This is a genomic window from Aquimarina agarilytica ZC1 (assembly GCF_000255455.1).
GTDB lineage: Bacteria > Bacteroidota > Bacteroidia > Flavobacteriales > Flavobacteriaceae > Aquimarina > Aquimarina agarilytica.
In genome coordinates, this window is record NZ_JH621247.1 from 169,210 (window position 1) to 187,631 (window position 18,422).

General features: G+C 34.1%; 20 protein-coding genes. 16 read left to right on the top strand and 4 right to left on the bottom strand.

The genetic code is table 11. The features are described 5' to 3' along the window. The 14 genes from KQA_RS0201775 to KQA_RS0201845 all read left to right on the top strand — a co-directional run bounded on the left by KQA_RS0201775 (position 1) and on the right by KQA_RS0201845 (position 12,964). Positions 1-924 (top strand): YihY/virulence factor BrkB family protein, encoded by a 924-nt coding sequence (locus tag KQA_RS0201775; protein ID WP_010177464.1) that lies wholly within the window; start codon positions 1-3, stop codon positions 922-924. A gap of 13 nt (positions 925-937) precedes the next feature. After that, positions 938-1,501, top strand: coding sequence for a chalcone isomerase family protein (locus KQA_RS0201780; RefSeq protein ID WP_010177465.1), 564 nt, complete (start codon positions 938-940; stop codon positions 1,499-1,501). A 48-nt stretch (positions 1,502-1,549) separates the two neighbouring features. After that, a complete protein-coding gene (locus tag KQA_RS0201785) occupies positions 1,550-2,116 on the top strand; it encodes a chalcone isomerase family protein (protein ID WP_029209410.1) in 567 nt (188 codons plus the stop codon). A 181-nt stretch (positions 2,117-2,297) separates the two neighbouring features. Continuing rightward, positions 2,298-2,555 (top strand): DUF2061 domain-containing protein, encoded by a 258-nt coding sequence (locus KQA_RS0201790; protein ID WP_010177467.1) that lies wholly within the window; start codon positions 2,298-2,300, stop codon positions 2,553-2,555. 78 nt (positions 2,556-2,633) lie between these two features. Then, positions 2,634-3,263, top strand: a complete 630-nt coding sequence (locus tag KQA_RS0201795) for a phosphoadenosine phosphosulfate reductase domain-containing protein (RefSeq protein ID WP_010177468.1) — start codon at positions 2,634-2,636, stop codon at positions 3,261-3,263. A gap of 187 nt (positions 3,264-3,450) precedes the next feature. Further along, entirely contained in the window at positions 3,451-4,353 is a 903-nt protein-coding gene (gene cysD, locus KQA_RS0201805) for a sulfate adenylyltransferase subunit CysD (RefSeq protein WP_010177469.1), read from the top strand. Between the two features lie 145 nt (positions 4,354-4,498). After that, on the top strand, positions 4,499-5,746 hold the full coding sequence (locus tag KQA_RS0201810) for a sulfate adenylyltransferase subunit 1 (protein ID WP_010177470.1): 1,248 nt from the start codon (positions 4,499-4,501) through the stop codon (positions 5,744-5,746). Positions 5,747-5,865: 119 nt separating this feature from the next. Next, entirely contained in the window at positions 5,866-7,956 is a 2,091-nt protein-coding gene (locus tag KQA_RS0201815) for a HEPN domain-containing protein (protein WP_010177471.1), read from the top strand. A gap of 3 nt (positions 7,957-7,959) precedes the next feature. Continuing rightward, complete coding sequence (gene cobA, locus KQA_RS0201820; RefSeq protein ID WP_010177473.1) at positions 7,960-8,733, top strand: uroporphyrinogen-III C-methyltransferase; 774 nt, start codon at positions 7,960-7,962, stop codon at positions 8,731-8,733. A gap of 91 nt (positions 8,734-8,824) precedes the next feature. Continuing rightward, positions 8,825-9,409 (top strand): precorrin-2 dehydrogenase/sirohydrochlorin ferrochelatase family protein, encoded by a 585-nt coding sequence (locus KQA_RS0201825; RefSeq protein ID WP_010177475.1) that lies wholly within the window; start codon positions 8,825-8,827, stop codon positions 9,407-9,409. Next, positions 9,409-10,464, top strand: a complete 1,056-nt coding sequence (locus KQA_RS0201830; RefSeq protein ID WP_010177477.1) for an NAD(P)/FAD-dependent oxidoreductase — start codon at positions 9,409-9,411, stop codon at positions 10,462-10,464. Before KQA_RS0201825 ends, KQA_RS0201830 begins: the two co-directional genes overlap by 1 nt. A 148-nt stretch (positions 10,465-10,612) precedes the next feature. After that, on the top strand, positions 10,613-10,930 hold the full coding sequence (locus tag KQA_RS0201835) for a 2Fe-2S iron-sulfur cluster-binding protein (RefSeq protein ID WP_010177478.1): 318 nt from the start codon (positions 10,613-10,615) through the stop codon (positions 10,928-10,930). 202 nt (positions 10,931-11,132) lie between these two features. Then, positions 11,133-12,485, top strand: a complete 1,353-nt coding sequence (locus KQA_RS0201840; RefSeq protein WP_010177480.1) for an FAD-dependent oxidoreductase — start codon at positions 11,133-11,135, stop codon at positions 12,483-12,485. Positions 12,486-12,523: 38 nt separating this feature from the next. Further along, positions 12,524-12,964, top strand: coding sequence for a GNAT family N-acetyltransferase (locus tag KQA_RS0201845; RefSeq protein WP_010177483.1), 441 nt, complete (start codon positions 12,524-12,526; stop codon positions 12,962-12,964). A 49-nt stretch (positions 12,965-13,013) separates the two neighbouring features. On the opposite strand, the gene KQA_RS0201850 is transcribed toward KQA_RS0201845, so the two are convergent. The 3 genes from KQA_RS0201850 to rho form a co-directional block, all read right to left on the bottom strand. After that, entirely contained in the window at positions 13,014-13,379 is a 366-nt protein-coding gene (locus KQA_RS0201850; RefSeq protein WP_010177485.1) for a gamma-glutamylcyclotransferase family protein, read from the bottom strand. Further along, on the bottom strand, positions 13,372-14,016 hold the full coding sequence (gene msrA / locus KQA_RS0201855) for a peptide-methionine (S)-S-oxide reductase MsrA (protein ID WP_010177486.1): 645 nt from the start codon (positions 14,014-14,016) through the stop codon (positions 13,372-13,374). The genes KQA_RS0201850 and msrA overlap by 8 nt, the downstream gene beginning before the upstream one ends. 117 nt (positions 14,017-14,133) lie before the next feature. Beyond that, the gene (gene rho / locus KQA_RS0201860) at positions 14,134-15,801 is read right to left on the bottom strand and encodes a transcription termination factor Rho (protein WP_010177488.1); all 1,668 of its coding nucleotides are present in this window, start codon (positions 15,799-15,801) and stop codon (positions 14,134-14,136) included. Positions 15,802-16,092: 291 nt separating this feature from the next. On the opposite strand from rho, the gene KQA_RS0201865 reads away from it, so the two are divergent. Further along, positions 16,093-16,491, top strand: a complete 399-nt coding sequence (locus KQA_RS0201865; RefSeq protein ID WP_010177491.1) for a DUF4293 domain-containing protein — start codon at positions 16,093-16,095, stop codon at positions 16,489-16,491. Between the two features lie 88 nt (positions 16,492-16,579). Here KQA_RS0201865 and KQA_RS0201870 read toward each other — a convergent pair whose 3' ends face one another. Next, positions 16,580-16,807, bottom strand: a complete 228-nt coding sequence (locus KQA_RS0201870) for a CDGSH iron-sulfur domain-containing protein (protein WP_029209411.1) — start codon at positions 16,805-16,807, stop codon at positions 16,580-16,582. 232 nt (positions 16,808-17,039) lie between these two features. Between KQA_RS0201870 and KQA_RS20640 the strand changes: the two genes are divergently transcribed. Continuing rightward, a partial coding sequence (locus tag KQA_RS20640; protein ID WP_010177494.1) for a DNA topoisomerase (ATP-hydrolyzing) occupies positions 17,040-18,422 on the top strand: 1,383 nt, incomplete at its 3' end.

Below are 18,422 nucleotides of genomic sequence, written 5' to 3' on the forward strand. Positions count from 1 at the left end.
TTGTCATTTAAATTAACAAAAATAGGATTAAAAATACCAGGGGTACTTTTGTTAACTAAAGTGCTTAAAAAAATTGTAATACCGGGTTTTGAAGGACTTTCAATTTACGATTTAGTAAAAATGTACGTAAATGGAATAGTTGAAGGGGCATTTAGTACACGTGCGTCTGCTATTTCATTTAGTGTTTTTACGGCTATTTTTCCTTTTTTATTATTTTTATTAAACTTAATATCGGTAATACCAATTGATGGTTTTCAGGAGGAATTTATTGTTTTTATAAATAGTTTATTGCCGCCGCGAACTTCAGATTTTTTTGATAGTATAATTTATGATATAGCCAATAAGCCTAGACCAGGTTTATTGTCTTCTACATTTGTGCTTTCGATGGTGTTTATGACAAATGGGATTAATGCTGTTTTTTCGGGATTTCAAAACTCATTTCATACCAAAATAAGTCGTAACTTTTTAAAACAATATGGTGTAGCGTTTTGGGTGGCAATAATTGTGGCATTGTTCTTGATATCTACGGTGTATATCATTCTGTATTTTACATATTTAGTTACAGCTTATGAGCAATTTTTAATAGGTGATACTATATTTTGGTTAAAATTTGGAAGAGTAGGAATTTTCATTTTAATGATTTTTACAACTATGGCAACATTATTTTATTTTGGAACAAAAGAAGGGAGAATTACTCGTTTTTTTTCGCCTGGAGCAGTATTAACAACAGTTTTAATAATTGTGACTACATATTTGTTCGGATTTTATATCGATAATTTTTCTCGTTATAACGAGTTGTATGGTTCAATTGGTGCCTTATTAATATTGATGTTTTATATTTGGATTAATGCAAATTTAGTTTTGTTAGGATATGAGCTTAATGCCAGTTTAAGAAATTTAAAAATGCAAACAGTTAATAAATAATAATTAAGAAATTATGAAGAAAGTATTACTAGCATTAGTCGCTTTAATGATGTTGAACTCAGCAGTAGCGCAAACTGTAATAGGTGATGCAACATTGCCTAATAACAAAACTTATGAATCTCATGAGCTTATTTTGAATGGAGCTGGATTACGTGAAAAATTATGGTTTGATTTGTATGCCGCTGGTTTATTTTTGAAGGAGAAAAATACAGATGCGGATGCAGTCGTAGCAGCAGACCAACCAATGGCAATACATTTAGTTATCTTATCTGGAATGTTGTCAAAAAAGAAAATGATTGGTGCGTTTAGAGATGGATTTGAAAATACAAATGATAAAGCTACTGTTCAAAAGCTTCAATCTAAAATAGATAAATATGTCTCATTCATCTCTGAAGAAATTAGTGTGAGTGATCGGTATGATATCATTTATACCACAGAAAAAGGAAACGAATTATACAAAAATGGAAAACTACTAGGAGCTATTGAAGGTCTTGAATTTAAAAAAGCATTATTTAATATATGGCTTTCAAAAGAACCTGTAGATGATGATTTAAAAGATAGTATGTTAGGAAATTAAAAAATAGTATCTTTGCAAACTTTAAAACCCAAATTTAAAACCCTAAATATGAAACAATTACTTATAACCCTTGCGTTGCTTTGCTCGGTTGTAGCTACTGGATATGCTCAAATCCCTGTAGGAAGAACAGTTATGGAATATGAAGTTGAGTATGATGATACCACACTTAAAATGAATGGAGCGGGAACATGTTCAATGCTTTTTATTGAATTATACTCTGGTGGTCTTTATTTACAGGAAAAAAGTAGCGATCCAATTGCTATAGCATATGATGATGAAACAATGGCTATTCGAATTAAAATCACATCAAAATTGATTAAGCGTGAAACAATGTTGAGTGCCATCGAAGAAGGTTTTGAGAAAGCTACCGAAGGTAAAACAGGTCCTTTAAAAGATAGAATAGCAAAAGTTAGAGAGTATTATGCGAAGCCGATAAGTAAAGGAGATTTGTTAGAGCTTGTGTATGTCAAGGGTAAGGGAGTTTTCTGTTACTTAAACTCTAAAGAGCTTGGTGTTATCGAGGGACAAGATTTTAAATTCGCTTTATTTAAAATATGGTTAGGTGAAAATCCAGCTAGTGAAAGTTTAAAGAAAGGGATGTTAGGAGATTTTTAGAAAACAACTCATTTTATAATATTAAAACCTTAATTGTGATTATTTGAGCAATTAAGGTTTTTTTTATATGTAAAATTAACTATTTAGTTTATTGTAGTTTAAATACAATAGCTTATATTTGCACTCAGAAATTAATCCCTACTAACCCGATAGGAATTAAATATTTTACGACAAACTAGGTATGATAACAGAAAAAGTAGCAGGAGCAAATACTACATATGCGCAAGATGCGAGTTCGGAAAAACCAATTCGGAGTGTTGTGAAAGCAGTCAGTTGGCGTGTGGTAGGTACACTGGATACTTTAGTGGTGTCCTATTTAGTACTCGGTGAAGGAAGGTTAGGGGAGGCTTCAGCAATTGCAGGAGTGGATTTTGTAACTAAAATGATTTTATACTTTGCTCACGAAAGAGTTTGGAATAAGGTAAAATGGGGAAAGTAGTTTGATATTGCTTTTTTAGGATAGTAGTAAAAATAAATTTTGCTGAAAGTGAATAACTGACGGCTGAAAGCTGAAAATATGAGTTTTACACAAGAAGAAATAGTAAAATATAACGAGGAACTTAAAGGGAAAACGCCTTTGGAAATCGTACAGTGGGCAGTAAGTAAGGCGAAAAAACCTGTGGTAACAACAAATTTTAGACCTTACGAAGCTTCGATATTGGAAGTATGCGTTGCGGCAAAAGCTGATATCCCTGTTATTTGGTGTGATTCTGGTTACAATACGCCAAATACGTATCGCCATGCCGAAGCTGTAATTGCGCAATTGAATCTAAATGTGGATTTGTATGTGCCTCAACAAACAGTAGCACACAGGGATGTGGTTATGGGAGTACCTGGGGTTGATGATCCTAAGCATGCTGAATTTACGAAGCGGGTGAAATTAGAGCCTTTTGGTAGAGCAATGGAAGCACATAAACCAGATGTTTGGTTTACAAATTTAAGAAAAGGACAAACCACATTGCGTGACTCGTTGGATATATTAAGTTTGGGAGCTAATGGCGTATTAAAAGTAAGTCCTTTTTATAATTACTCTGATGCCGAATTGGATGTCTATTTATCAGAAAAAGGATTGCCAAATGAACATAAGTATTTCGATCCAACTAAAGTCTTAGGGAATAGGGAGTGTGGATTACATACGAGTAATTAAAATGTGATATTTGTTCTGTCGAATCGTTTTAGTTTTTATGGTATTACTAGCTAAAATGAATGATGAAAATAAAATTGATAATCCCCTTAATGAGCCGTATTTTTGCAAATTCAAAAAGGGAGATAAAATAAATAAGAAATTATTGATAGCTGAAAGCCATAGGTGGACAGCTGAAAGCTGAAAAAAAATGAGTAAAGAACTTTCAATAAATCCATTAGAAACAGAAGCGATACATATATTTCGCGAAGTAGTTTCTCAGTTCGAAAAGCCAGTATTGTTATTTTCGGGAGGAAAAGATTCTATTACATTGGTGCGTTTGGCGCAAAAAGCCTTCTGGCCAGCAAAAATACCTTTTCCATTGTTGCACGTGGATACAGGTCATAATTTCCCTGAAACTATCGAATTTAGAGATCGTTTAGCTAAGGAGTTGGGTGTGGAGCTTATTGTGCGTAATGTGCAAGATGCTATTGATGCAGGTAAAGTGAAGGAAGAAACGGGGAAGTACGCAAGTCGTAATTCATTACAAACAGTAACACTTTTAGATGCTTTAGAAGAATTTAAATTCGATGCCGCTATTGGTGGAGCGCGTCGTGATGAAGAAAAGGCACGTGCTAAAGAGCGTATTTTTTCGGTACGTGATGATTTTGGACAGTGGGATGAAAAAAACCAACGTCCAGAATTGTTTGATATGTTGAACGGAAAAATTGATTTAGGTCAGAACGTTCGCGTATTTCCAATTAGTAACTGGACAGAATTGGATGTATGGAGTTATATAGAGCAAGAAGAAATTGAAATTCCTTCTATTTATTTTGCGCACAAACGTAAAACTTTTGTTCGTGATGGCATGATATGGTCTGCCGAAGATGATGTAGTGTATAGAGAAGAAGATGAAATTGTAGAAGAGCGATTAGTGCGTTTTCGTACTGTAGGTGATATGTCATGTACCGCAGCGGTACTTTCAGATGCTGTAAGTATCGAAAAAGTAGTAGGTGAGATTAGAGAAAGTACAATTTCAGAACGTGGTGCGCGTATTGATGATAAACGATCCGAAGCTGCAATGGAAACACGTAAGCAACAAGGGTACTTTTAATAGTTGTGAGTTAGCAGTTGTGGGTTGAGTGTCTTTTCAATTGCTGTAAAATAAGTTATAAACAGATAAAATAGGAGTTTTAGTTTAGTGGTCAATATAAATTAAGTCTGACAACTGACAACTAAAAACTACCAACCAAAATAGGATGGAAGTATTAAAAATAGCAACAGCAGGAAGTGTCGATGACGGTAAAAGTACCTTAATCGGTCGTATCCTTTATGATACAAAATCATTAACTACAGATAAATTAGAAGCTATTGAAACACGTAGTAAAGCTAATGGCTTTGACTATTTGGATTTTTCATTGGCAACCGATGGTCTAGTAGCAGAGCGTGAGCAAGGGATTACTATTGATGTAGCACATATTTACTTTTCAACAGCAAAAAAGAGTTACATTATTGCAGATACTCCAGGTCATATTGAGTATACACGAAATATGGTTACAGGGGCATCAACATCGCAAGCATCTATTATATTAGTTGATGCACGTAATGGTGTTATTGAGCAGACATATCGTCACTTTTTTATCAATAATTTATTGAGAATAAAAGATATTGTAGTTGCTGTAAATAAAATGGATTTAGTAGATTTTTCGGAAGAAAAATTTAATGCTATCAAAGCTGAGTTCGAAAAAATGATAGCTCAAAGTGATTACAAGGATCAAAACATCACTTTTGTACCGATTAGCGCTTTAAAAGGAGATAATGTTGTTTCTACATCAGAAAATACACCTTGGTACAAAGGAGAGTCTATTCTGGATCATTTGGAAAAGTTAGAAGCTCAAGATGTATTTGAAAAAGGACAAGCGCGTTTTCCAGTACAAACGGTTATTCGTCCTAAGAAAGATGAATTTCATGATTTTAGAGGATATGCAGGGAAACTTTATGGAGGTGATTTAGCTGTTGGTGATCAAGTAACAGTATTACCATCATTAACAAAATCGAAAATTAAAGAGATTTATTTCTTTGATAAAAAATTTGACAAAGCAGGTAGAGGAAGTTCAATTAATGTAACTTTAGAAGACAATATTAATGTATCTCGTGGGGATATGATTGTGAAAACCGGTGAAGAGCCAGGAGTTCACAAAACATTAAAAGCTAAAGTATGTTGGATGGATAGTAAAAACCTAGTTGGAGGTACTAAATATTTATTACAACATGGAGTAAATAGAGTGCAAGCTATGGTTACTGGTATTGATAATGTATTAGCTCCGGATTTTTCAGGAGAGGATGCCTCGGCAGATGCATTAGCATTAAATCAAATAGGTGAAGTAAACATTAAGTTAGCAAAGCCTGTTTTTTATGATAAGTACGCAGAAAATAAAACCAATGGATCATTCATATTAATTGATCCACAAACAAACCACACGGCAGGAGTAGGGTTTATACAGTAGTCATCAGCCTTTGGCTGAAGTACTAAGTAGTGAGTACAAAGTATTAAGTTTTAAAGTGTTTGATAAAGTTGTAACATCGAACGGACAACTAACAACAGACAACTAACAACCAAATTAAGATGCAAAGTTTTAGAACCGAAATAGAGAATCCAATTGTTGAAAAGGACATTATCGAATTAGCCGATAAAATCCAGATGTTTCACAATGGAAAAATTGATGAAGAAAAGTTTCGTAGTTTACGTTTAGCACGTGGAGTATATGGGCAACGTCAGGAAGGCGTTCAAATGATTCGTATTAAATTGCCTTATGGTAAAGTACGATCAAATCAATTACGTCGTATTTGTGCCGTGTCCGATGAGTATTCTCGTGGACGTTTACATATAACTACGCGTCAAGATATTCAAATTCACTATGTGGATTTAAATCGTACACCAGAACTTTGGGCTGAGCTAGAAAAAGACGAAGTTACTTTGCGTGAAGCTTGTGGAAATGTGGTACGTAACGTTACGGCATCGGAAACAGCAGGTTTTGATGTGAATGAGCCGTTTGATGTACAGCCTTATGCCCATGCTATATTTGAAGAATTTTTACGTAATCCTATCTGTCAAGAAATGGGACGTAAGTTCAAAGTATCTTTCTCTTCAACAGATGAAGATACAGGATTGTCTTATTTACATGATATCGGTTTTATAGCAAAAATAGAAAATGGAGTACGTGGGTTTAAAGTAATGGTTGCTGGAGGATTAGGTTCTCAGCCACATCTTGCGGAAACCTTATATGAGTTTTTAGCAGCGGAAGAAATTATTCCTGCAATGAACGCTATTTTACGTGTGTTTGACCGTTTTGGAGAACGTAAGAGTAGAGCTAAAGCCCGAATGAAATTCTTAATGGCAAAAATTGGTTTGGATGCCTTTAAAGAATTAGTAGAAGAGCAACGTATTGCGGTTCCGTATACCTCTGTAGCTATTGATGCAGATGCGTATCCACAGCCTGTAATTGCTGAAGTTTCTGAAATTCCTTCAGTGGAAATTAAGGATCAAAAAGCATTTACACAATGGAAAGCAACTAACTTGATTCCGCAAAAGCAAGCAGGTTATATAGCTATTGGAGTAAAAGTATTGTTAGGAGATTTTTATACAGACAAAGCACGTTTATTAGCTGACTTGGTAGATAAATATGCTGCAGGTGAAATTCGTTTGACTTTACGTCAAAACATTGTGATTCCTCATGTTAAGGAAGAATTAATTGAGGTTGTTTATGCTGAATTAGAAAAACTAGGTTTTGTTGATGCTGGATATAATAAAGCAGTAGATATTACAGCTTGTCCAGGTACAGATACCTGTAACTTAGGTATAGCTAGTAGTACGGGTATTGCCGAAGAATTAGAAAAAGTAATAGCGTCCGAATTTCCACAGTATTTGAACAATGAAGATGTGGTAATTAAGATTAGTGGATGTATGAATGCTTGTGGTCAACACAACATGGCAAACATTGGTTTCCAAGGAATGACCATTCGTACAAAAGATAAAAAAGTAGCACCTGCATTACAAGTATTACTTGGAGGAGGTAACTTTGGAAATGGTGAAGCTCGTTTTGCCGATAAGGTAGTAAAAATACCAAGTAGACGTGGACCGGAAGCTTTACGTAGAATCTTAAATGATTTTGATGCTAATGGGAATGGTAAAAAGTTTGAGGAGTATTATGCTGAAAAAGGGGAACGTTATTTTTATGATTTCCTAACTGAATTGTCAGAAGCAGATAGTCTTCCAGCTGAATACTTTATTGATTGGGGAACTAATGAAGAGTATGTAAAAGCAATTGGTGTAGGTGAATGTGCTGGTGTAGTAATTGATTTAATTGAAACATTATTCTTAGAAAGTGAAGAAAAAATAGCTAATGCTAAAATTTCTTTTGATAATGGAGTATATAGCGATGCTATTTATCATGCTTACAGTTCTCAAATTAATTCTGCAAAAGCAATTTTGTTAGCCGAAAATAAAAAGACAAATACACAGGCAGATATAGTAGCTGGGTTTGATAAAGAATTTGTGGAAACAGGTGTAATCAAATTAGAAGGTACATTTGCCGATAGTGTGTATGCGATTAATAAAAATGCGCCAACAAAAGATTTTGCAACGGATTATATCGCTGATGCAGAAGCATTTTTAGTAGCAGTACGTAAATTTAGAGCAGCCTCACAAAACGCATAAGTATTGAGTAACTATAACGAAAATACAAGTAAAGGGAAGTTAACCGTAGTTGGAGCAGGTCCAGGTGACGTGGAATTGATTACGTTAAAAGCCATCAAAGCATTAAAATCGGCAGATGCAGTATTATATGATGCTTTGGTAAACCCGGAGTTATTGGATTACTGTACTAATGCAGACCTTTTATACGTAGGTAAACGTAAGGGGTGCTACGCTTTTCAACAAGAACAAATTAATGAGTTAATAGTTCAGTATGGGAAAAGTCATGGACATGTAGTACGTTTAAAAGGAGGAGACCCATTTATTTTTGGACGTGGCGCCGAGGAAATGGAATATGCAGCAAAGCAAGGAATGGAAGTGGCTATGGTACCAGGATTATCATCGTCAGTTTCGGTACCAGCAATGCAAAATATTCCAGTTACTAAACGCGGAAGTGCAGAAAGTTTTTGGGTAATCACAGCGACAACCAAGGAGCATAAGTTATCCAAAGATGTGTTAACAGCAGCTAAGAGTAATGCTACGGTAGTGATTTTAATGGGAATGCATAAATTAGGTCAAATTACCGAAGTTTTTGCTAACGAAGGAAAATCAGAAACACCAGTAGCCATTATTCAAAATGGTACACGAGATACAGAAAAAGTTGTAGTAGCAACAATAGCAACTATTGAAAAGGAAGTGAAAAAACAGGAATTGTCATCGCCAGCAATCATAGTTATTGGTGAAGTGGTAAATCATAGGACATCGCTTTTGGAAATGCAACAAAAGTTAAATGAAGTATAATGTGAGCTATTGGCTATCAGCAATAGGCTTTTAGCTTTTAATTTGTAAAAAGAAAGCCAATTGCCATGGGCTAAAGGCTAACAGCAAAAAGATGGAAAGAAATAATTTATATCCCGTTTTTCTAAAAGTAAAAAACCTTAATGTACTTATAGTAGGTGGAGGTAATGTTGCGGAAGAAAAACTACATTTCTTGACCAAGTCAAGTCCCGATGCTAAGGTGTTATTAGTAGCTCCAATGTTTAGAGAAGGGACAATTGCTTTAGCAAATAAGTTTTGTGCAACTATGGTTACCGATGTGTATCATGAAAAGTATTTGGAAGGTAGGCATATTGTAATTGCAACTACAGAAAAACCAGAAGTAAATGTACAGGTTTGGAAGGATTGTAGAGCACAAGCTAAGTTAGTAAATGTAGCAGATAACCCTCCATATTGTGATTTTTACATGGGAGGCATTGTTACAAAAGGAAATGTAAAAGTGGCTATTTCGACAAACGGAAAGTCACCAACAACGGCCAAACGTTTACGTCAATTTTTTGAGGAAGTAATTCCTGAAAATGTAGATGATTTGGTACAGAATTTGAACGAGTACAGAAAAACCATAAAAGGTGATTTTGAAGAGAAAGTAGAAACTCTTAATGAATTCACTAAAGGATTAATAGCAAAAAAAGAAAAGTAATGATAAAAACTGATATTCTTATTATCGGAGCAGGGCCAACAGGATTGTTTTGTGTTTTTGAAGCAGGTTTATTAAAATTAAAAACGCACCTTATTGATGCTTTACCACAACCAGGTGGACAGTGTTCAGAAATATATCCAAAAAAACCTATTTATGATATTCCTGGCTTTCCAGAAGTATTGGCAGGGGATTTGGTAGATAACCTAATGGAGCAGATTAAGCCTTTTGAGCCTGGATTTACTTTAGGAGATCGTGCCGAAACTATTGAAACTTTAGATGATGGTACGTTTGTAGTTACTACAAAGCGTGGTGTAAAACACAATGCTCCTGTAGTTGCTATTGCAGGTGGGTTAGGTTCTTTTGAGCCACGTAAACCACCTATCCCAGGAATTGAAGGATTTGAAGATAAAGGCGTTTCTTATATTATACGTGATCCAGAGGTATACCGTGATAAAAAAGTAGTTATTGCTGGAGGTGGAGATTCTGCTTTAGACTGGTCTATATTTTTAGCTGATGTTGCAGCTGAGGTAACTTTAGTACACCGTAGAAAAGAATTTCGTGGAGCTTTAGATTCTGTTGAAAAAGTAGAAGAGCTTTCAAAAGCAGGAAAGATTAATTTGATTACTGATGCCGAAGTAAAAGAACTTTTTGGTGAAGGAGAATTATCTGGTGTGGGGATAAAGCACAAAGAAAAGGGAGATATTAAATTAGAGGTAGATAATTTTATACCACTATTTGGATTATCTCCAAAATTAGGACCAATAGGTAACTGGGGGTTAGAGATAGAGAAGAATGCTATTAAAGTGGATAATTCATACGATTATCAAACTAATATTCCTGGAATTTATGCAATTGGAGATGTAAATACGTATAAAGGAAAATTAAAATTAATTCTTTCTGGTTTTCACGAAGCTGCAATTATGTGTCAGAGTGCTTATCAAAGAATATTTCCAGATAAAAAATATGTAATGAAGTATACCACTGTTGGTGGAGTTACAGGTTTTGATGGAAGTAAGAAAGAAGCGAAAAAAGAAGTAGTAAAAGCTATTGGATAATTTTTGTTGTCAGTTTGTAGTTGTCAGTTGTTAGTTTAATAATTGGGAAACTTCACAAACTTGACTTTAATTAAAATATAAATATTTAGTTGTTTTCATTTTAGGTGTATAAGACCTAACAACTAACAACTAACAACTAACAACTAGTATGTCAGACGTTACAATAAAAATCACAGACCGTGAAGGTAAAGTACACGAAGTACAAGCACCTACCGATATGGCAATGAACTTAATGGAGGTTTGTAAAGCTTATGAATTACCTGTTGAGGGTACGTGTGGAGGAATGGCTATGTGTGCATCTTGTCAATGTTATGTAACTTCCGATACTCCGTTACCAGAAATGGGTTATGATGAGGATATGATGCTAGCAGAAGCTTTTCATGTAGAAGATAATTCACGTTTAGGATGTCAAATTCCAATTACTCCTGAATTGGATGGGTTAGAGGTAACTTTAGCACCCGAATAAATTACATGAATAATAATAATTGTAAAACCGCCTTTTAGGGCGGTTTTTTTATATGATATGTTTTAAAATAGTGTCAAAGGCATAATGAAGAGCCTTGATGTTACTTAAATGTTAATAAAACTAATTTTTTATGGTTAAATTGCATATTCAATAGACTTTCGCTGGAAGTAGTATAACTTCTTCTCTAAGAATTGAAAAATACATGAAACAAAAAAAAATTGCCATAGTAGGAAGTGGTCTTGTAGGCTCATTATTAGCTATTTATTTAAGGAAAAGAAATTATCAGATTACTGTTTTTGATCGTAGACCCGATATACGAAAGATAAAGTTTAGTGGGCGTTCTATTAATTTAGCGATGTCTGTTCGCGGTTGGAATGCTTTGGAGGCTATAGGGATTAAAGAAGAGGTTGAAGGATTAGGAATACCCATGTATCATCGATATATCCATGTGAATACCAAAGATGATTATACGCAAAAATATGGAAAAGATGGAGAGGCAATTTACTCTATATCTCGTGGAGTATTGAATCGTAAAATGATTGATTTAGCGGAAAAGGAAGGTGTAGTATTTAAATTTGAAGAAAAAGTATGGGATGTAAATTTGCCCGAAGCTAAATTGTATACAGGTGAAACTGAAAAAGGAAAGTGGGAAGAACATGAATTTGATTTAATTTTTGGATGTGATGGTGCTTTTTCACGTATACGTCATAAAATGCAGCGTCGAAGTAGATTTAATTATTCGCAAGATTTTTTAAATACAGGCTATAAAGAATTATCGATTCCTGCAGATGCTAATGGAAAACATGTTATAGATAAAAATGCGTTACATATTTGGCCTAGAGGTAAATTTATGCTTATCGCTTTACCAAATTTAGATGGAAGTTTTACTTGTACACTATTTATGCCTCATGAAGGCGAAAATTCATTTGAAAGTTTAACTACCCCACAAGAAGTTCGAGTATTTTGGCAAACCTATTTTCCAGATACGTTACAAATTATGCCAACATTGTTAGAGGATTATATGAGTAATCCAACAAGTGCCTTGGTAACTATGAAATGTTACCCTTGGACCTATTGGAACAAAGTAGCTTTGGTGGGTGATTCTGCTCATGCTGTTGTGCCGTTTTATGGTCAAGGAATGAATGCAGGTTTTGAAGATGTATTTGAGTTGGATCAGATTATTGAAAGATTAGGAGATACAGATTGGCAAAACATTTTTGAGACCTATCAGGAACAACGTAAACCTAATGCAGATGCTATTGCGGAGCTTTCGTATCGTAATTTTATGGAAATGAGTCAAAAAACAGCTGATCCAAACTTTATACTACGTAAAAAAATAGAAAAGAAATTTTCGGAACACTATCCTGAGTTATGGCAGCCTTTATATTCGCGTGTGACCTTTTCAAATCGCCCTTATTCTGAAGCGATTAGTTATGGTGAAGTACAAGCAGAAATAATGGATCAGGTGATGCAAATGGAAAACATCAAACAAGATTGGGATACTGATGTTGTTATGGAGTTTATTAAAGAGAAATCCTCAAAAAGCATGATTTAAAAAATGATTTTTTTTAAATAGATAAAGCTCATATCATTATGGAAACTCATTTTGTAAGTATTGGTTCATCATTATACAAGGAAGCTTGTCAACTGAGAAAAGAATTGTTTTTTAAAGACTTGGAAAATGCAGAACTTTTGTTAAATGATAACTATGAAAAAAATAGTATGCATTTAGTAATAGAAAGTAAAGGTGCTGTCATTGGTACTGGAAGACTTACAATAACCGATAATAATACTATTGGAATCATTTCTCAGATGGCTATTGATCCAGATTTTCAACGACTAGGCTTGGGGAAATTTATTTTACAATCTTTGTTAAAAAGAGGCAGGGAATTAAATGTAAATAGGATAACGCTAAATGCAAGACTGACGGCTATAACGTTTTATGCTAAAAATGAGTTTATTCCTATAGGGGAGGTTTTTGCATCGACAAAAACAGGAGTACTCCATCAACAGATGGAATTACAGTTAGGTTAATTTCTGATTTAAAAAAAAAGTTACCTAAGAATAAAAAGTAAATCAACTATTAGGGGTTAATTTCTTTTGTGTATTCATAAACAAAAGCATCTACAATATTACCTTTTGTAAAAACCTTGGTAGTTGTTCTGATGAATAAGCTCTCTTCTGGTTTTTTTGGAAAAAAACCTTCGTAAAAATCAAGTTCAGAAAGTACGAAAGTGTTATTTGATGTGATTTTTAATAATTCACCATAAGTTTTGTAAGTCTTATTACTATCAAGCTTTATTCCTGGGAATTCTCCTAAATGATATTTTTTAGCATAAATATAACCTTTAGCTATTTTTGTCGAATTTTTTTTGAGCAATTGAGCAAAGGGATTTTTGTGTTTGTTTAAGAGTGTACCGTAAACAAACAAGAAAATTTCGTTATTCATTTTTTAACAATTCAGGGAATTTAGCTTTAAAACGATTTAAACGAGGAATTGAAACTCTAACAATATATGGATATTCAGGATTGCGCTTTTCATAATCCTGATGATATGCTTCGGCTTTATAAAATTTTTCAAAAGGAATAATTTCTGTTCTTACTTTTTTTGAAATGGTATTCTGCACTTCTTTTCTGGCTTCCACAGCAATTAGTCGTTCATTTTCATTTTGAAAGAAAATAATAGAACGATAAGCAGATCCAAAGTCAGGTGCTTGACCATATGTTGTTGGATTTTGTGAGCCGTAATAAACTTTTACAAGTGTTTTGAAGTTAATGATTTTAGGGTCATATTGTACTTCTATAGTTTCAGCATGTCCAGAATTCCCAGAACCAACTTGTTTGTACGTTGGGTTATCAGTAATACCTCCAGAATAGCCCGAAACAACTTCTTGTACTCCTTTTACACTTTCAAAAATAGCTTCAACACACCAAAAACACCCACTAGCAAAATAGGCGTTTTGCAAACCGTCATTACGTTGAGTTTGTATGGGTTCCGAGTTAATTTTAGAAATAGGATTTTTTGGATTATTAATACAGGCATTAATGCCCAAAATAAAAAGGGATAAAATAACTAATGATTTCATGACTGTAGGTTTTATATAAGTAATAGTCTACATTGGGGAGTAGACCTTTCTATTAAAGATACAAAAAAGCCCTCAACTATAAAAATAGTGAGGGCTACTTGTTGTTAAAAGAAGGTTTTATCCGTTCATAGATATTAGAAACTCTTCGTTGTTTTTTGTTTGCTTTACACGTTGGTTTATGGATTCCATAGCTTCTACAGGATTCATATCAGCTAAAAACTTACGTAATACCCACATGCGTTGCATAGTAGTGTCATCAAGTAAAATGTCATCTCTACGAGTGCTACTTGAAACAAGATCAATAGCAGGGAAAATACGGCGGTTAGATATTTTTCGATCTAACTGTAATTCCATATTACCAGTACCTTTAAATTCTTCAAAAATAACTTCGTCCATTTTTGAACCAGTTTCTGTTAAGGCTGTAGCAATAATTGTAAGTGATCCTCCACCTTCAATATTACGGGCAGCTCCAAAGAAACGTTTAGGCTTGTGTAGGGCATTAGCATCTACACCACCACTTAGAATTTTACCACTAGCAGGTTGAACCGTATTATAGGCACGAGCTAAACGCGTAATAGAGTCAAGTAAAATAACTACATCATGACCACATTCAACCAAACGCTTTGCTTTTTCTAAAACAATGTTTGCTACTTTCACATGTTCATGAGCTTCCTTGTCAAAGGTTGAGGCTATAACTTCACCTTGAACATTACGTTGCATATCTGTTACCTCTTCAGGGCGTTCATCAATAAGTAATATCATCTGATAAACTTCAGGATGGTTGGCTGCAATAGCATTAGCAACATCCTTTAGTAGCATAGTTTTACCAGTTTTTGGTTGTGCTACAATCATTCCACGTTGCCCTTTTCCTATAGGAGAAAACAAATCCATAATTCGAGTTGAAATGGTACTTTGTCTATCTGCAATATTAAATTTTTCTTGAGGGAAAAGTGGTGTCAAGTGTTCAAATGATACACGATCACGAACCACTTGGGGACTGAGTCCATTAATTTGGTTTACTTTAATTAAAGGAAAGTATTTTTCACCTTCTTTGGGTGGGCGTACTTGACCAAGTACGGTATCACCAGTTTTTAAACCAAATAATCTTATTTGAGATTGTGATACATAAATATCATCGGGTGATGATAAGTAGTTGTAGTCACTGGAACGTAAAAAACCATAGCCGTCCTGCATAATGTCTAAAACACCTTCGCTCTCTATTATGGCGTCAAATTCAAAGTCAGGCTCCTTGTAACGATTTCTAGGGTCTCTGTTTCCTTTATTGTCTCTAGTATTTCCGTTATTATTTTTGTGATTTTTGTTTTTGTGATTGTTGTTAGCGTTGTTGCCACGATCGTTTTTTTCAAAACGAGGTTTGTTGGGCTCTCTTTTTTCATTTTTTACAACTTCTTTTACAGGAGCAGCATCTTTTTCAGGTGCTTTTCGCTTTGGTTTAGCTAATTCAGGAGTGTTGTTGTTTTCCTTTTTAGGAACAACGCGCTCTTTACGCTCCCTTTTAGGTTTGCTAGGAGCAGGAGTTGTTGTTTCTTTGGCTGTTTTAGTTGGAGCTTCTGGTTTGCTCTCATTAACTTTGGTTTCAGTAGGTTCCTCCTTTAGAACAGAAGCTACTTTGGCTACTTTAGTTGGGTCATCAGCTTGATGATCCAAAATTTGATATACTAAATCCAGTTTTTTTAAAGTACGAAATTTAGGAACTTTTAATGCCTTAGCCATTTCCTGTAGCTCAGGTAACTTTTTTGATTTTAAATCAGAAATTTCTAACATGTAATTTGTTAATTATCTTTTTATTTATAGAGAATAAATACTAGAAAGTATGTATTGAGTCTGAAGATTGTTAAATAGTTTTGAAACTATTCGTTATTGCAAGTATACAACAATATTTTTATTAGAAAAACTCTTTATCAAATTACTTGTTAGTTAATTGCTTAAGTTTTTTTAGTTAAATTGAGATTGACAAGAATAGAGATTGTTAGGTGACTCATATTTCTTTTTTTGAGTTTATTTGTTGATTTTTAAAAAGAAACAGCTATTTTTGTAATACAGAAGAAAAAAAGTATGATTCAACGTATTCAAAGCGTTTATTTATTATTAGCAGCATTAGTATCCGGAGTTTTGTCTTATTTTTTTCCAACTGGTTTTGATAAAGTAGGGGAAATAAGTGCTCCATTTTATTATGAAATGTTGTTGATTTCAGCTTTATTATCGTTCATTATTATTTTTGTTTTTAAAAATAGAAAGCTTCAATTTGTTTTGGGGCGATTAAATATACTATTAAATGTTATTTTACTAGGCGTTTTCGTGTATTTGACACTAACTGTATCTGGAGAGGTTTTTGCTTCTGAGAAGGGTATTGGGCGGTTCATACCTGTGCTATCTATCGTTTTAATTGTGTTAGCCAACAAGGCTATTAAAAAGGATGAGCAGCTCGTAAAATCTGTGGACAGATTACGATAAACACTTAACTAGTATTTTGTGCGAAAAAAAGCCAGCGTCTGCCAACGCTGGCTTTTTTATTTTCAAAATTATTTCACATCAAAATTGATTATTTTCTGTGAGATCCATCACAATAGGGTGGATTGTTGGTGAGTTTACATGTGCATAATGAAGCTTCTTTTGCTTCAGTTACTTCGAATGCTAAAGAGGGTGTAGCATTGTGTTTTCTGTGAGATCCATCGCAAAAAGGTTGATTTTCACTATGGCTACATGTGCACCATGCATATTTTTTACCAGGTTCTAGGCTTACTTTAATGGGTGTTTTTTTATCAGACATAGTATATTTTTTTAATTCTAAATTACAATATACTTCTACTTGAGTTAAGATTGATTTTAAATAATAGCGCATTTTAAGTGTGTTTTTAGAAGACTTTGCTTTGTTAACTATGTATGGGGTGTTATTTGTTAATAAATTGTAAATAATTAGCTGAATTTTGACTGTAATACTTGGTTTAATTCACTATTTTGCTTGTTAGAATTGAAATAAAAAAAATTAAATTTTTATATATATGGCTGACGGAGAAAAGCTGATTCCTATTAATATTGAAGAGGAAATGAAATCGGCATACATCGATTATTCGATGTCTGTAATTGTTTCTAGGGCGTTACCCGATGTACGTGATGGACTAAAGCCAGTACACCGTAGGGTGTTATTTGGAATGCATGAGCTGGGTGTTAGGGCTTCAAGTGCTCATAAAAAATCTGCAAGAATTGTTGGAGAGGTACTAGGTAAGTATCACCCACATGGTGATACATCTGTATATGATGCAATGGTACGTATGGCTCAGGAATGGAGTATGCGTTATATGCTAGTTGATGGACAAGGAAATTTTGGATCTGTTGATGGAGATAGTCCTGCAGCAATGCGATATACCGAAGCAAGAATGCGAAAGATATCGGAAGATATGCTTGCTGATATTGATAAAGAAACTGTTGATCATACATTAAATTTTGATGATACGTTAAAAGAACCTACAGTGCTTCCAACACGAGTGCCCGGTTTGTTAATTAACGGAGCATCTGGAATTGCGGTGGGTATGGCGACTAATATGCCTCCACATAATTTAGGAGAAGTTATTGATGGTACCGTGGCGTACATTGATAATAATGATATTGAAGTTGAAGGTTTAATGGAGTATATAAAAGCTCCAGATTTCCCTACCGGAGGAATAATATATGGCTATGATGGAGTGCGTGAAGCATTTAAAACTGGTCGAGGTCGTATTGTGATGCGAGCTAAAGCTACTATTGAAGAGGTTAGAGGTAAAGAATGTATTATTGTTAGTGAGATTCCTTATCAGGTAAATAAAGCCGAAATGATTAAAAAAACGGCTGAGCTCATTAATGATAAAAAAATAGATGGAATTTCTTCGATTCGTGATGAATCCGATAGAAAAGGAATGCGTATTGTTTATGTGTTAAAGCGTGACGCTATTCCAAATATTGTATTAAATATGCTTTACAAGCATACGCAATTGCAAACTTCATTTAGTGTAAATAATATAGCATTAGTAAATGGACGACCTCAGTTACTTAATGTGAAAGATATGATTCACTATTTTGTGGAACATCGACATGAAGTTGTGGTAAGAAGAACTACTTATGAATTAAGAAAGGCAGAGGAAAGAGCTCATATTTTAGAAGGTTTAATCATTGCTTCGGATAATATTGATGAGGTTATAGCATTAATTAGAGCATCAAATAATGCGGATGAGGCTCGTGCAAAATTGATTGAACGTTTTAAGTTAACTGAGATACAAGCTAAAGCAATAGTTGAAATGCGTTTGCGTCAGTTGACTGGACTGGAACAAGATAAATTACGTGCTGAGTATGATGAGTTAATGAAGACAATTGAAGATCTGAAAGATATTTTAGATAAGAAAGAGCGTCGA